This is a genomic window from Roseburia intestinalis L1-82 (assembly GCF_900537995.1).
Lineage (GTDB): Bacteria > Bacillota > Clostridia > Lachnospirales > Lachnospiraceae > Roseburia > Roseburia intestinalis.
Genome location: NZ_LR027880.1, coordinates 3,984,026 through 3,999,921 on the forward strand (window position 1 = coordinate 3,984,026; position 15,896 = coordinate 3,999,921).

Annotated in this window: 15 protein-coding genes; 1 reads left to right on the forward strand and 14 read right to left on the reverse strand. The window is 41.5% G+C overall.

The features are described from left to right. Positions 1–11: 11 nt before the first annotated feature. From pseF to RIL182_RS18740, 4 genes are all read right to left on the reverse strand, one after another. Positions 12–707, reverse strand: a complete 696-nt coding sequence (gene pseF, locus RIL182_RS18725; protein ID WP_044999076.1) for a pseudaminic acid cytidylyltransferase — start codon at positions 705–707, stop codon at positions 12–14. An 86-nt stretch (positions 708–793) separates the two neighbouring features. Continuing rightward, the gene (locus RIL182_RS18730) at positions 794–1,156 is read right to left on the reverse strand and encodes a hypothetical protein (RefSeq protein WP_006857350.1); all 363 of its coding nucleotides are present in this window, start codon (positions 1,154–1,156) and stop codon (positions 794–796) included. A 117-nt stretch (positions 1,157–1,273) separates the two neighbouring features. Next, positions 1,274–2,014, reverse strand: coding sequence for a class I SAM-dependent methyltransferase (locus RIL182_RS18735; RefSeq protein WP_197730449.1), 741 nt, complete (start codon positions 2,012–2,014; stop codon positions 1,274–1,276). 10 nt (positions 2,015–2,024) lie between these two features. Beyond that, a complete protein-coding gene (locus RIL182_RS18740; protein WP_006857351.1) occupies positions 2,025–3,644 on the reverse strand; it encodes a glycosyltransferase family protein in 1,620 nt (539 codons plus the stop codon). Between the two features lie 176 nt (positions 3,645–3,820). On the opposite strand from RIL182_RS18740, the gene RIL182_RS18745 reads away from it, so the two are divergent. Next, a complete protein-coding gene (locus RIL182_RS18745; protein ID WP_006857352.1) occupies positions 3,821–4,924 on the forward strand; it encodes a radical SAM protein in 1,104 nt (367 codons plus the stop codon). 3 nt (positions 4,925–4,927) lie between these two features. Here RIL182_RS18745 and RIL182_RS18750 read toward each other — a convergent pair whose 3' ends face one another. From RIL182_RS18750 to RIL182_RS18795, 10 genes are all read right to left on the reverse strand, one after another. Continuing rightward, positions 4,928–5,752, reverse strand: coding sequence for a glycosyltransferase family 2 protein (locus RIL182_RS18750; RefSeq protein WP_006857353.1), 825 nt, complete (start codon positions 5,750–5,752; stop codon positions 4,928–4,930). A 12-nt stretch (positions 5,753–5,764) separates the two neighbouring features. Next, positions 5,765–6,763 (reverse strand): NAD-dependent epimerase/dehydratase family protein, encoded by a 999-nt coding sequence (locus RIL182_RS18755; RefSeq protein ID WP_006857354.1) that lies wholly within the window; start codon positions 6,761–6,763, stop codon positions 5,765–5,767. 1 nt (position 6,764) lies between these two features. Continuing rightward, positions 6,765–7,721: a hypothetical protein gene (locus RIL182_RS18760; protein ID WP_006857355.1), complete on the reverse strand. Its 957-nt coding sequence runs from the start codon at positions 7,719–7,721 to the stop codon at positions 6,765–6,767. Then, entirely contained in the window at positions 7,718–8,428 is a 711-nt protein-coding gene (locus RIL182_RS18765; RefSeq protein ID WP_044999078.1) for a WbqC family protein, read from the reverse strand. The genes RIL182_RS18760 and RIL182_RS18765 overlap by 4 nt, the downstream gene beginning before the upstream one ends. A 38-nt stretch (positions 8,429–8,466) precedes the next feature. Then, positions 8,467–9,576, reverse strand: coding sequence for a DegT/DnrJ/EryC1/StrS family aminotransferase (locus tag RIL182_RS18770; protein WP_006857356.1), 1,110 nt, complete (start codon positions 9,574–9,576; stop codon positions 8,467–8,469). Between the two features lie 19 nt (positions 9,577–9,595). Further along, positions 9,596–11,161, reverse strand: coding sequence for a glycosyltransferase family protein (locus tag RIL182_RS18775; protein ID WP_044999080.1), 1,566 nt, complete (start codon positions 11,159–11,161; stop codon positions 9,596–9,598). 301 nt (positions 11,162–11,462) lie between these two features. Then, entirely contained in the window at positions 11,463–13,196 is a 1,734-nt protein-coding gene (locus RIL182_RS18780; protein WP_049938249.1) for a GNAT family N-acetyltransferase, read from the reverse strand. Positions 13,197–13,288: 92 nt separating this feature from the next. After that, the gene (gene hisF, locus RIL182_RS18785) at positions 13,289–14,047 is read right to left on the reverse strand and encodes an imidazole glycerol phosphate synthase subunit HisF (protein ID WP_006857357.1); all 759 of its coding nucleotides are present in this window, start codon (positions 14,045–14,047) and stop codon (positions 13,289–13,291) included. Positions 14,048–14,063: 16 nt separating this feature from the next. After that, a complete protein-coding gene (hisH, locus tag RIL182_RS18790) occupies positions 14,064–14,678 on the reverse strand; it encodes an imidazole glycerol phosphate synthase subunit HisH (protein ID WP_006857358.1) in 615 nt (204 codons plus the stop codon). Beyond that, positions 14,679–15,881, reverse strand: coding sequence for an N-acetyl sugar amidotransferase (locus RIL182_RS18795; protein ID WP_006857435.1), 1,203 nt, complete (start codon positions 15,879–15,881; stop codon positions 14,679–14,681). It abuts the gene before it with no gap. Positions 15,882–15,896 lie beyond the last annotated feature (15 nt).

The window sequence follows — 15,896 nt, forward strand, 5'->3', positions numbered from 1 at the left end:
GATCTGCCACCTTATTCCCCTTTCATCATTCGGTATTTCATTTCTGCCAATTTCCAATCTGTCTCGTTATCGATGTCCTGCACTTCCAGTTCCGATACGATATATGGAATGATTCCGGTGTCAATCTGTCCTCTGACGCTTCTGTATTTTTCTACATCATAGCAGTAAAACTGTCCACAGTCATGGTACATCGTCTCTAGATCCTGCGAACGGCTGTTGCGGTACTGCGGGTAGCAGAACTCAAGAAATTCACCTTTTTTTACAACACCGCGCTGCGGTGGAAACGAAAATGCCACAACAGGCATCAGCATCGTCCCCTGCTTCTCCTGTAACAGTGACATTCCGGCCTTTAACTTCTGTGCTGTTACAAACGGTGCTGTTGGATAGATGCACGCCGCATGGTCAAACTTCTCTCCACGCTTTTCGTATTCCTCAAACACCTCCATCAGTACATCCGCTGTTGTTGCAAAATCTCCCGCTGTGCGCTCGCTCCGCAAAAAAGGCACTTCCGCACCATATTTTTTTGCAATCTGCGCTATTTCTTCATCATCGGTCGACACCATGACCGTATCAAAGCATCCTGCTTCAAGTGCCGCCTCAATCGAATATGCCATAATCGGCTTTCCACAAAAGTCCTTGATATTCTTACGCGGAATCCGCTTGCTTCCCCCACGCGCAGTGATAATTGCCAGGCTTTTCTGATTCATATTTGCTCCTCCGTCCTGTTCCAAAGCTTTTTATAAGCAAAAAACTGTCACATTAGTATATGCGCTAACATGACAGTTTCAAATTTCTATTTTACTACTTTCGCAGCAATCTCTCCCAGCTTTTCAAACACCGGAATCACATTCTGGAACTCCGCTGCCATTGCCGCATCATCCTTTGCCTTGATTGCCTCTGCCAATGCGGAAACTGCCTTGTTAAATGCTTTTTTATCAAGGCGTTCCTCTCCGTCATTGATCACTTCCAAGGTTCCATTTACCACCTGAATTTCCCAGTTGATAGCATCTACAATGGATTTTAAAAATTTATCGGTATCATCCAGACGCTTGCCGGATAATTCCTTCACAATAATATTCATATTCTTTACAAGACGTTCATTGAACTCCAAAAGCACCTCCAGTGCCTCAATCTGCTCTTTTCTGTTATCTTCCATGATTCTTCCCTGCCAACAATAGCAATGCCATTTGGCGTTCCTTTCTCTTTACATTTTAAATATTATATCGGCATAAAGTGACATTTTCCTTAGTTTAATCCCCAAAGACGTTGCTATTTATTCGCAATCCCCAATTGTTACCAGAAGATACCCCTGTCCACAGATATCCTCCATCCCAAGCTGTCTGCTTTCTAGTAGCCACAGCTGCAATGCTTTTCTTAAATAATGCTCCTCCGGCAGAAATGCAAGTGCGTGCTCTGCGCCAATCGTATACTCTCTCACATTGTGGATCCCATCCTGCTCAAACTCGCTGCCAAGACTGTACTGCGGTAATTCTAACCCATATGACCAGACGCCCTGTTGCTCCATCATTGCCTTCCCAGTGCGATATGCGATGCTTGCCGCATTCGGAATCATGGAAATCATGTGTTTCGTATAATGGCTCCAGTTTTTTAACAAATCAATTCTCTCATCTGTATGGAAATGCTCCAGAAGTCCGCACTGATAAATATAGTCAAATTCTTTTTCCTCAAACGGAAGCGGCTTTGTCGCATCCGTACAGACCACATTCATTCCAAGATTCAGGTGGCTGTTTATCACATTAACCAATTCTACACATTCTTTGGAGAAGTCAAGCGCTGTCACCTTTCTTCCATGCCTTTGCAGATATGCGGCACTTTGACCTGAACCACAGCCAACCTCACACATCTTGTCTCCCTCGGCAGAAATTTTTAATAACTCCTCAGTCCAGCAGAACACCTGCTCCGTCAGTATTCCATTAATAACCTGCTCTGCCTGCTCTTTATTATAAAGTTCTCCCCATTGTTCCTCGTCCAAGCGCTTTTCATATTTTTCCATCGTATTTATATTACCTCCCATTTTTATTCAGTGTCTCAAGCAATTCTAAAAATTCTTTTGCCCGAACATCCCAGGTATGAAACTGCTTTGTCTTCTCTCTTCCGCTCTCTGCAATCCGTACCCTTTCCGCCTCATCGGAAAGCAGTCGTTTTATCCGCTCTAGTAGTGTCTCCCGCTCCGCAAGTCCAAAACTTACCAAATCTTTTCCATTTTCATATCTTCCTTCCAAATATCTGGTATCGTCCGTCACAAGCACCGCCCCCGCTAGCATAATATTTGCCATCCGCTCGGTAAACCCGGCTTTATGCCACGACATAATGTTTAATGAAAGCTTCGACTGCTGCCAGATCAAAAGACTCTCCTCCACTGTGACATCCGGATGACAGATCAGATTCTCATACGCAGCCAGCGGGCTGTTCCTCCAGCTGTCACCAAACACATTCACCGTAAGTCCGCTGTCTAACAGAACCCGGAGCACCCGGTCTCTGTAATAGTGCATCACGCAGTAAATGACTCGGCGCAGTCCATATAAAATTTCCACGAACTCCTTTTTATCCACGCTTCTGCCGTAAAATATAAGCGCTCTTTTCAGTGCTTCCTCCGATGACAAATCGGGATTTTTTCGCATCACAAGCAAAAACCGGTTTGCAAGGAAACGCTCCTTTCGCTCCATCTGGTGAATCAGTAATATTTCATTCCAGTAATTTCCATAAGTTCCCACGAATGTCAGATCATATTTTCTGGTGACCTCGTTCTTACACGTCGGCTCAATCCCGGCTGGTGGAAACAACACTGCATTTTTTCTGAAATAGTTCTGCACAAATGCCACATAGTCCGCATCATGTGTGAGTACATAAAAATCAGGATACTGATGTTCCAAATGTTTTTTCATCCACACCGGATGATCAAAAATGAAGTTAAATTTCGGCCCGTAAATTGTCTCGTGCAGATAATGAATCTCATCCTTCATCTTCACAGAAAACAGATAACTCTGTACGCCGATAACCGCCTTAAAGTGCCGGTTCCGGTACTGCAAAAGTTCCTCTAGCGGCTGGTTTGCCATATCATACCAGATAATCTGTGCTCCCGCTCTCCCCAGTGCCGCCCCGAACTGTTCTGCAAACACGGTCAGCACATTGTGACACACATCATCTCCCTTGTAAATCAACACTGGCTCTGTTGGCGCGTCAAGTTCATAAAACAATTCCGCATGCCCTATCATTGCCTCCAAAAAGGAAACCGCCTGCTCATAATGCCCATGGCTTTGTGCCTCCTCAAGCACAGATGCCACTGCCATCTCAAACACCTGATTTTCCTGTAATATCTGACTGTATTTTCCGATGATGTAACAGTCTGTTTTCCAGCCGTCTGCCGTCTCTTCTGCGGTGTCATTCGTCAAAAGTTCCATTCCCATGTCCCCAGACGGCTCCTCTGTCAGATCAAATGACGTTCTCTGTGCAATCCGAAGTAAAAGCTCATACTTTTTTTTCGCCGGAAGCCGGTCATTTCTGCCACCCGCTAACAGGATCAGTTCTTTTGGGATCAGAATATCTCCCTCGCAGATCGTCTCATCTAACAAAAGTTCCAAAAACGAAATTCCTTCTGCCGTCTGTCTTAAAACCCGTTTCATAAATCTCTCCCTTACAACGTCCCATACTGTTTTTTTATATCGGCTACATCATTTTTCTTCTTTAATGTTCTAAAATCCATTTACATTTCCGCTCTTTTCTCCGATATATACAGATATGCACTTTATACTTTGTATCACTGCATCATCGATATCTTATACTTTACAGGAGAATTTACATGAAACTGATTTTATTTGGAGATATTCCAAACTGGAATAGAAGCATACAGTTACTTCAGACCTACCGGCCGGATATCTTTATCGCCGGACTTTCGAGTGTTTCCCTTGGGCAGTTTGCTTCCTCTTCCGTGACCTATACGCCAGAGGAAACCGCAGTCCTCTACCGTTCACACCAGATTGACGGTGTCATTAACATTCAAGGGGAAAATCCCTACTATTTCCGTCTTTTAAAAGAACTTGGCATTGAAAATATCTATGTCATTCCACATACTCTTTACCAGAAACTCGAGCTTTCCAAATCCATTGACGGTGATGCCATTCTTTATCCTTATAAAGAAGTACTCCCAGAGCTGATGCAGCTTGAATTTCACCTTGCCGACCACTGCAACTTAAACTGCAAGGGATGCAGCCATTTTTCCAACCTCGTGCCACAGCCTGTCTTTCCGGATAAAGAACAGTTTGTGCGCGACCTTCAGCAGCTTACCGGCTATTTCTCGCAGATTCATGATTTTTATCTGCTCGGAGGCGAACCGTTATTAAACCCGGAAATCGGTGTCTACATCAACACTGTACGCAAAGCATTTCCCTATACGAATCTGATTATTGTCACAAACGGACTGCTTCTTCTCTCCTTAAAGGAAGAAGTCATTCAGATGATCAAAGAAAATCGTGTACACATCAGCATTTCAGACTATACCTGCCTTGACCGTGATAAAATTATTTCTTTTATCCAGGCACATGCCCTCTCCGCTGATCTGCGTGAAGGAAAAGAGTGTTTTTCCAAGTATTTAAATCCGCAGGGGGACTCCGATAAGGAACAGGTCTTTGCAAACTGTATCCGCAGAAACTGTACGTTTCTCGCAAAGGGTAAAATGGCGGCATGCTGCCAGCCTTTCGTTGTTCACTACTTTAACGACTATTTCCATGAAAACCTTCCGGAGGAAGAGGGCATCGACCTGTACGAACCCGGACTCACCGGCTGGGAAATCCAGAAACGTCTGATTACACCAATGGAATCCTGCCGCTACTGCAGTGCCGACGTCCCGTTTGATTGGGCAATGTCAAAGGCTCCTTACTCTAAAGATGACTGGTGTGTAAATTAATCCTTACATTTGCAATACTTTTTCTAACAGTTCCACAATCTGTTCCGTGGCACCAAGCCGCCCGGCATCCCGTAAAATAATTTCTACTCTGTGATTAAAAGTATCGGTCGCAAGATAGTCTGCCTTATACTTTGCAAGCAGCAGACAGCTTGCGATGAGATACTGTCCACTGTCACCGCCTGATACTCCCGAAACCGAGTAACTGGCATCAAGGTATATCTCATCCAGAAAAATCGCCTGATATTTTTTTGCAATCCGCAAGGCAAAATCATAATCTTCCAGACATCGTAACGATTCATCAAGTCCCCCGACTGCCTCAACACATTCCTTCTTTAACAACATTGTCGGAATTCCTACCAGATTGTCCCACAAAAGCTGTGCATAGATATCCCCGCTTTTCTTTTCATATGGAATTTTTTCATCCGGGAGCACCATGCCTCTCCCTGCTCCGAGATCGTAGCGGAACTTATGGTAAACCATCCCCACATTCGTCCCGGCATTACGCATTGCTTCCATCTGTGCTTTTAATTTTCCCGGACGCCACAAATCATCGCTGTCCTCAAATGCCAGATAATCATAGCGTGCCAGTTTCATTCCGCAGTTTCTAGCCCTTGACTGTCCCCCATTTTCCGGCATCCGGTGATAACGAATCCTGCAGTCCTTATACGAAGTAACCACTTTCTCTGTTTCATCCGTAGAGCCATCATCCACAACAATCAGCTCAAAGTCTTCATAGGTCTGCGCAAGCACGCTTTCAATTGCTTTTCCAATCTGATTTGCCCGGTTGTAAGTCGGCAATATGATGCTGACCGGCTCTGTCTGTTTCATAATAGTTTTCCTCTAATCCTGCTTCCTTAATTCCTTAAAACGATTGATTTTCATTTCCGCCTTATAATCTTCAAATAATTTTCTGCAATCGTATTGTGGTTCATATCCAAGCTCTTTTTTCGCATTTTCGACATCCATCAGGAATCCCCCTGATGCTGGCAAATCAGGTCTGTATACAATCTGGGATGGATGATCCTTTGATGAAAACACTTCAATAATTGTCTCGATCTGTTCCTTTAACGTCACTGGAATTCCGGTACCCACATTGTAAAAACCTTCTTCACGGTCTGCTTCTACCGCCTTGCAAAGCATCTGAGCACAATCATAAACATGCACCATATCTTTAGAATAGTCCGGATTCCCCCACAGTTCAATTGGTTCTCCCTTCATAGCAAGCTCAATCATGCGGTATACCGGACGCAATGTCTTTTTACCATTCGGAAAATAATAGTGATATGGGCTATAACTGTAGATTGTCGGGAAACGGAAAACAAACTTTTTCAAACCATATTCCTGATGATAATGTTCTAACAGTTCAATCGCTGTATTTTTCGTAATAACATAGACTGCATGGTCTCCCTTATAACTGAAATTGTATGGCAAATCCGGCTTTAAAACTGTGCCATCCGTTGCAAAAAGTGAAATATCAAACACCGTCGTGGAAAACAATATCCGGTCTGCATGAACACGTCTGCAATACTCTAACACATGGTATGTTCCAACTATATTCGTTTTAATATAACTCTCCGGATTGTACTCCTCCATGTAAGAAGGAATAACTGCAGCTAAATAAATTACCGCATACACATCCTCTTTCGGAAGTTTCTCAAACTCTTCCTCACGAGAAATATCCACAGAATAATACGGAATTCCCTGTTTTTCGAAAAAATCCGTTCTACGTCTTCCGGATGCAATTACCTCATATTCTTCTGGATTAAAATATTCTCTCGCATATTTCAAAACATAAGACCCTACATTTCCCGTCGCCCCAAAAATAATAATTTTTTTCATTCTACCTTTCCTCCAATTCTTTGACCACCGCTATTACTTCATCCATATCATTCTCCGTGTATCTCTGGTCACAAGGAAGCGGCACCACATTTCTACTATAGTTATATTCCGCAGTATGTATTTCACAATCTTCTAACACATTCTGCCATAAAACTGGCACAAAAATCTTGCGTTCAATTAATTTTCTTCGAAGCCTTTCCCCATCAGCACAAAAATAAGGATATAAATAAGCACCTGTCATATTCTTTACCATCAAAAGATTTTTTTCACCCAACCCTGCATCTAGTCTCTTTGCATTACTGGTACGTGTTTTCTTTACTCTTTCATAATCAATGCTTCGTAAGATGTTATGTGTCAGTGCCGACATTGCAAACAGCTCCTGCTTGTCCATCCACGCTTCATTCTCCTGATAATTCCGGTAAAACTTCTCTGCACCACATTCATATCTTCCAAGCAAAAATTCCATTCTGTCATAAGAGAAATCTGCTTGTAAGGTAATTTTCGCTTGCACATCCGTATATAAATATGCACCGTCCGGCACTCCAAAAAATTTCCGGCAGGTATAAATTGTATCCACACCATCTATTGGTTTACAGAAAAAATCCTGCGCATTATCTACAATGATTCTTTTATGCCCAGCAAACAATTCTTCCACATAATTCTTCTCAAGCTGTCCATAGTAATTGATAAGATATAAAAAAACATCCTCCTCCGGATATTTCCCCTGATAAGGTTTTTCAAACGACTTTACCTCATACCACTGTATCTGTACGCCTTCTCTCCTACATACCTCTTCAATCACCCGGCATTGCAAATACGGCAGCATTATTTTTCGTATCCGTCTCGTACGGATCAGATATCTCAGGCAATTTCTGCCATTGTTTAATGCCAGACATTCTGTGTGATATTCATTTCCTTTGTAATGTTCTATTTCAATATATCCGCCAAATTCTCTCATTCTTCTTCCTGCACCAGCGTATAATTCTGTAATTGTTTACGAACTTCTTCTTTACTGTTAAACATTAACACATCTACTATGGAAAGTCCCGGAACAAATTTATCCCCAAACTGCTGATACTTTATTTCCCCGGTCTTTAAAAATTTAAGCATAATCCCATTCTCTTTAAAATCAGAAAAAGAATAAAGTGCCTGACCACCAATTGCATTATAATAGGTATCTGCCTGCAGCAACTTACAAATTTCCAGTACCTTTTCCTGTCCACGTTTGCTACAGTCCTTTTTTAAATCAGATGACAAAACAAGTTCTGATTTCATTTCCAGATAATCATGAATCTCACGGATAGAATCCGCCAAATACAATGCAAGTGATTCCTCTGGATTTCGGATTATCCTCTCTAATATCGGAAATATCTCCTGAAAATATGGTGCTTTTCCATATGCATTTTCAAGCATCCTTAAGTTTTTATTTTCAAGCGCTATTTCATGATGAACCATTATCTCATTAATTTTTTTAAAAGAACTCGCTCCAAGCATCGGCACATTTATATATTTTGCCTCTCCTCCAAGCAGTATACGGTTTCTATGAATCCAACCACCCTTAATAAAATTAACATCATCATAAATTACATATCGGTCTACCGCATTCATAAGTTGCCAGTATCCAATATACGGCAAAAAATACGGCTGCATAATTCCAACTTTCATCACATTCTCCATTTCAATACCAAAAGGAATTTCACACTTTATCCCTCTTTTTGTATCTCAAGAACCGCCTTAGAGATCATATCCACCTGTTCTATCCGCAGGCTGGCATACAACGGTAAAACAAGAATCCTGTTAGAATAATCTCTCGCTTGCTCTAAATCATTCTTTTTGTATTTGTTCCTAAAGCAGGCTGCATCCGCAGTAATCGGATAAAAATATTTTCTTGAAAAAATATTTTTCTGTCGCAGTCCTGTATATACTTTATCACGTAATTCTGCCGTTTCAAACAATACCGGCATATAAGCATAATTCGGCTCTACGCCTTTTTGATACTGATTCAACCGAAGCTTCGTCTCTCCCGAAAAATTTTCACAATAACGTTCCACAACTCTTTTTCTAGCTTCAATATTCTGCTGCAAATATTTTAAATTGCACAGTCCCATTGCTGCCTGAAATTCATTCATCTTAGCGTTTGCCCCTACAGAAACGATTAATTCTTCATTCCGTATTCCAAAATTTTTGAGATTATACAGCTTTTCATACTGTTCTCTTGTTTTCGCACAAACACAGCCCCCTTCAATTGTGTGGAATACTTTTGTTGCATGAAAACTGAACGTCGATAAATCGCCAAAACTTCCGACTCCTTTTCCCTGATAAGTTTCTCCAAATGCATGTGCCGCATCATAAATAACTTTCAGATCATACTTGTATGCAATCTGCTCAATCTCTTCTACATTACAAATATTTCCATACACATGCACAGGCACAATAGCGACAGTATGCTCCGTAATGAGTTCCTCAATCTTGCTCTCATCAATAGTATAATCTTCCTTCACATCACAGAACACCGGTACGAGTCCATTGCGTATAATCGCATGAGTAGTGGAAATAAAGGTAAATGGCGTCGTAATTACTTCACCACCTTTTGGAAGATTTAATGATTGAAGCGCCAATTCCAATGCCATATGCCCATTTACCGTCAACGATATCTCCGGCACTTTCAGATAAGTTCTCAATTCATCTTCCAGACGTTTATGGTAATCCCCCATATTAGTCAGCCAATGACTTTCCCAGAGTGGCTTTATCATTTCCACGTATTCCTCAAATGGAGGCATTGAGCTTTGTGTTACAAGTATTTTATCATCCATCTTTCTTCCTCTGTTTTCTCTAACCTTCCCTGTTATTCTCGTTTTCTATAATATATTCCTGCAATTCTTTGCAAAAATTTTTGATATTTCCAAGACTGTCTACTCCATAGATAGCTGCCGCACTCTTTCTGCAATTTTCCTTCTGTTGTTCCATAAATGCAGCATCATGAATGTAACGGTTTACGATGTCTGGCATATTCCACAATTTTTCACAGGTAAATGCCTCCCCCACCTGTGCCACATCACAATCTGGCAGAGTCAATACCGGGACATCATTTTCCACCGCATAAAATGCTCCAGTTCCTCCTCCCTGTCTCGGCGGATTTAAAAAGAGATTTCCAATCCTCATGATCCCTTTAAAATCATTCACTGCACCAAAAAAGCGGTAATGGTCTGCCTCTTTTGCTAACTCATTTTCAAGTTTCGGGCAATTCCCAATAAAAACAAACAACACCTCATTTTGTTCTAAAATCATTTGAAATACCCTCTTTACTTCTTCGGTCACTTCTGTATCCAGACGATTACCTGCAATCAGAATTACAAATTTATCTTCCGCAATTCCAAAATCTTTTCTATCGACACCACTTTCTACATTTGCATTCAGTTCATCCACACACACCATTTCAAATATTTTCTGGTCTGGTCTGGTCCATTCTAAATATTTTCTATTTTCTTCCTCCGTACATCGAAAGTATCTTACGATCACAGACGAAGCCGTCTGAGCCGGCTGATTCACACATGCCATCGCACAGACCGTCGTAAAATCCCCACATAGATCTGCCAGAATATTAGAATCTCCAACCGTCAGTATAAATGCCGGGTTATATTCTTTAATATCATGTATTGCCTTTTTCAATTCTTCAAAATAATTCTCTTCCGTATAATTCAGGTTGTATCCTTTTATATGTACCCCCAAAAGTTTTAATTCAAACTTCCCCGTTTCCGGATAACAGCATACATCCACCAGTGAGTTATACCAATTCCAATACTCTGAAATCTCTATTTGATTCATATTTGTGGCATATACACAAACTTCATATCCAAGCTTTTGTAACCAGCAATAAATATTTGTCATTTTCTGAGTTGGTGCATGGGCTTCACCCAAAAGAGGTTCTATCATAAGTACAACTCTTTTTTTGTTCCTCTGTGCAAATGGAACATATTGCAATTTCATATTAAGTTCTTTTCGAATCTGTGTTACCAGATCTATATAAATACTATTTTGAATAATATAATGACGCTTTTCATCTGTAACCATTGGGGAACTGAAAACTGCTTTCCAGAGCTGACGGATGGTATTTATTCTGCTCAAAAGTGGTATATTTTCTTCTATTAACATATTTTCTATAAAATATTCCACTTTTTCATCTCTAAGTGCACTCAGTAGGTATGAAAACAGCAGCATTTGAAATTTTCCATTCTGTTTTGTTGTTTCTGCCACACCAGCCAGACAATCCCACTGAATCTGTTGATCTAATACATCATACTGCCTCTTTAATTCCGGTTCCAATTCGCGCAATTTAGTGAAACCGCCAATATTCATATGTTCAATCGCATCGCAAATCAATGTTAAGAATTCATTCAATTCTTATTCCTCCCTATCCCTTACATTCGTCAATATTCACTCGTATCCGTCACGCAGACTACTCCATTCATGCTTTCCATCTCACATTAGAAGCTGGGAAAAAGAGTACATATTTCTGATCCTAATCAGAAGCCTTTGGCTCTGCCAAAAGTTTTTTCACAACTCCTGAGGTGTTGAGACCTACTTCCGGCTGGAAATCCTTGTTGCGCTCCAGGAAAGTGTCGACCATGCCCTTTTTTCGGCGACTATCGGGATGAAGCTATGTGTGAGATTATAATGAATCCCACTGTCAATACTACTGTCAGTGAGTGAAACTGTGCATTGCATATATCACACCACTTTCTTTTACTTCGCACAGTTTCTCCCTTATTCTGGTGTCTTCATACCTGACATCGTCTTTTAACAGTAACTCCACACCTGTTTTAAAACGATTCCACGGATTCTGACAAATCTGTAACAGCCTCTCACCCGCATCTCTGTCAAACTGTTTTTTCCATACGACCATGCCCGCCGTCTCATCCATTTCCATTGCAACTTCCACAAATTCCGCCAACCACTTGCTGTTACGGCAAATTTCTTCTAATAACATCTTATTCTTCTTACATATCCAGTAATTCACGCCCGCAGCCCCGATAAGGCACTCCGCATACTCTTCCCGTCCGGCATAATTCATCATCTCACCCATCTCCTGTGTAGAAATCATTTCTTCTACACGTATAAAACGTTCCGGCAAACTCTTTTCTATTGCATTCATATAACTGTCACAAAGAGGTTCTCCAAGCGCGATATTCTGACACTTCTCTGTAAGATTGTCTAACACCCGTCTTGCTATATATTGAATTCTGGTATCGTTTGCATTAAATTTATCTGGTAAAATTGCTTTTATGCTGTCCCACTGACGTTTCTCATCATGATTATATCCGCATGTTTTTGACGATTGCGATGTGTTAAGCGTCAATACATACTCTGACTGACTCATAACCACAATTTTTTCTGCCCTCACGATTGCTTCCGTCATTCCCTGGCAGTCCCCATAAAATGGATAATAAAAATCAATCCCATTTTCTTTTAAAAAAACGATTTCCACGTAGTGCATCACAGAATTGTAGTAGACATTTTTCATCAATTCTGCCATGCATGTCAGTTTGTCTCTGTTTTCTTTATACACCTTATACTCCGGCAATGTATGATTTACTACCTGAAATTTACCTTGCTCATATTTCGCATAATAGCTTCCTGTGAAAATAACTTGCGGATGGTGCTTAATAACTTCCCCTGCGACCTCTGACAATGTCTGTTCTGTTGTCATAAAATCATCCGCTCCAAGGAACATCATATAGCTTCCCACCGACATTTTCAGGCACTCACTGATTCCCTTACACCAACCAATATTGTCTTTACGGTATATGCATTTTATCCTTTCATCAAGCCTCTCATACTGTTTCAATTTCTCCACAGTTGCATCGGAACTGCCATTATCAAGAATTAACATTTCCCATCCATCAAACTTCTGGTTTTTCACGGATGATATTGCTGCATCCACTGTCTGTGCAGAATTATAAGTACACATAATAATGGTAAAAAGTGGTATTTCCTTCTCATAAATATATCCGTAATCCGTTGAAACTGACGAATATGAAAGTCCTTCAAATATCTTCTGTGATGCAATATTTTCTCTTTTAACCTCAGCCGTCATTTTTCTGCAAAATGCCTGCTCCCGTAGTCTATCTTCCATGCATCTTAACATCCATTTAGCATATCCATATCCTCTTGCCTTTTGGCAGAGCGCATAAGAAATTTCTCCATCCACTCCGTGCAAATCCACACGAGCCTGTCCGATGTTCTCTCCATCCTGCTTCAAAACATAAATTTGCGTCTGCTTATCACCAAGTTTCTCCTTATACCATGCCACATGGCTTTCATAAGAAAATGTCTCTGTCTGAAACGAATTTTTTCTGACATCCTCCTCATTACGCAAATCATATAAAAAGCGACAATCTTCTTCTGTCGCTCTTGTTAGTGTCAGTTTCTGCATATGTTCCATCCTTTTGTCTAACCAAATTCTATAAAACGCTCCCTATGTTGAATTCTTCCGCAGCCCTAACGTTTTTTCGTTGCGCAGATACGCTAAATCATTCTCACCGCAACTCCGTGTTCCCCAAGATATTCTTTTGCTTCCTTCGGCGTCTGCTCTGTAAAATGATAAATGCTTGCCGCCGCTACTGCAGAAGCACCACCTTCCTGCACTGCCTTGCGCATATGCTCATAGTTCCCGGCTCCCCCGGAGGCAATGACCGGAACATTCACAAGTGACGTTGCAATTTTTATCATTTCAACATCATATCCTTCCATCGTCCCGTCGAGTTCCACGGAAGTCAGCAGAATTTCTCCTGCACCTGCCTCCACCACTTTTATAATCCAGTCCTGTAAAAGCCAACCGGTATCCACCGAACCGTTGTGAGAAAAACAGTGATACTCTCCATCAATCTTACGGCAGTCAATGCTTGCCACAATACATTGCGAGCCAAACAGTTTCGCACCCTCCGTAATCAGAGACAGATTATCATATGCCGCACTGTTGATTGCAACCTTATCCGCCCCTGCACGAAGCAGATTCTTAATCTGGTCAATATGACAAATCCCGCCACCCACACAAAACGGTACAAAACATTCCCGTGAAAAATCCCGGATTTCATCGTAATCCGGGTCTCTTTTTTCATTGGTTGCCTCAATGTCGAGCAAAATCAGCTCGTCCACCTCACGCATATTATAAACCTTGATGGCAGGCAGCACCGTATCCACCCGACGCCAGGAATTAAATCCGACTCCTTTTACCAGTCCCACTGATTTGTATAATAACGTTGGAATCACACGTACCTTTAACATTTTGCGACCTCTTTTTCTACATACTAAGGAAATTCTTAATCAACTTAAACCCCGCCTTCTGGCTCTTCTCCGGATGGAACTGCGTCCCCACAATATTATCCTTTATGACAGAGGACACAAATTCTCCGCAGTAAGGTGTCACTGTAGCAATGTTTTTTTCATTTGCTACGCGAAAATGATAGCTGTGTACAAAATAATAATTTGTTCCGTCTGCAATTCCATCAAAAAGTGGCGAATCTTCCCTCTTTAAAATCTCATTCCACCCCACATGCGGAATCCGTTCCTTTTCCTGCGTCTGCGTAAAACGGACAATTTCTCCGGGAATATAACCAAGTCCGTCACATTCCCGCACCTCATACCCCTTGTCCGCAAGGAGCTGCATTCCAAGGCAGATTCCAAGAATCGGTGTCTCTTTTTCCAAAACTGCCCGGTTTAATTCCTCTATCCAGCCATTTTTCCGGAGATTGTCCATAGCATCCGGAAATGCGCCAACTCCAGGAAGTACAATATGCTCTGCATCCCGCAGTTCTAACGGATTGTCGATAATAACTGCATCCGAACCGCACTTTTCAAATGCGCGCTGTACAGACAACAGGTTTCCCATTCCATAGTCGATAATCGCAGTTTCCATTTATTTGTTCTCGTCCTCTTCTACATTGTCATAATTAATCTTAGTCAGATTACCATTTTTGTCCTTAATCAGCTTACCGTTTTTATCAGTCAAAAACAGTTTTTTGTTCGTAAATTCATCACAGATTTTGATAAACTCGTCTACTGTCACACCGATTGGTTCTAAGATATCTTCAAGCTTCTTATCAAGGTAAGTCCATCGGAATGCGCCATCACGCTCCTTTACCGTTTTCATTGCCTCTTCTCTTGATATACGTCCGCGGCGGATGTGCATGGATGCCTGGTCAGAGCAGCGTCCAAAACCAAATTTCAGATACTTGAAATATTCATGAATACCAGCCTGATAATTGTCAAGGTTCTCATAATCATCGTAATCGCCTTCTACAACCTTGCCCCAGCTTTCAAATCCGTGCGCTTTTGCCACAAGTACATTATGTAAACCTTCCCATGGGATGTAGTATCCAAGGAAAATGCCGGTCACACCAACACGTTTTAATTCCTCATCTGTCGGATAGGTAAATGGAATCAGGTCTTTCTTTGTAATTCCTTCCTGTCCCACAAGATCGTTAACACGAAGTCCAAGCATACCACCAAACTCCTCTAACCATCTGCGGTCAAGAACATTATTCTCAACGGCTGCTGCCGGTCCGCCGTACTCGTTCTGGGAATTTTCTCCCCAGATGATAAGCGGTACATTGAAATTCACCGCCATTCTCACCGGGACGGTAAAAATACTTACATGCTCCGGCCATGAAATATCACCAACCTCTGTCAGTCCGATACGGTTTAACTTCGCACGTACCACACGGTTAGTGGTTACTTCGATGTAATCAACACCCATTTTTTTGATATTCTCGATATTTCTTCTTCCGATATCAGTGAGGTCACAGGTTGTCGCTGTTACACAGAGTGGATTCATTCCAAGTTCTAACATAGTGATAACCTGATAGGTGCTGTCCTTTCCACCACTGACCGGAATAATGCAGTCCCAGTTACTTCCGTCTTTAGAACGATAACGGTCAAGAATCTCCATCAATTCTTTTTTACGCTCATCCCAGTCTACATTCTTACGGTTCTCATAGTTACGGCAGGCATTACAGATACCTTCCTCATCAAATGATAAATGCGGCTTTGTGCTTGGCAAGCAGCATCTTTTACAATACTGAATCATAATTTTCTCTCCAATTTTATTCTGATTTTTCATTACAAAATTTAATTT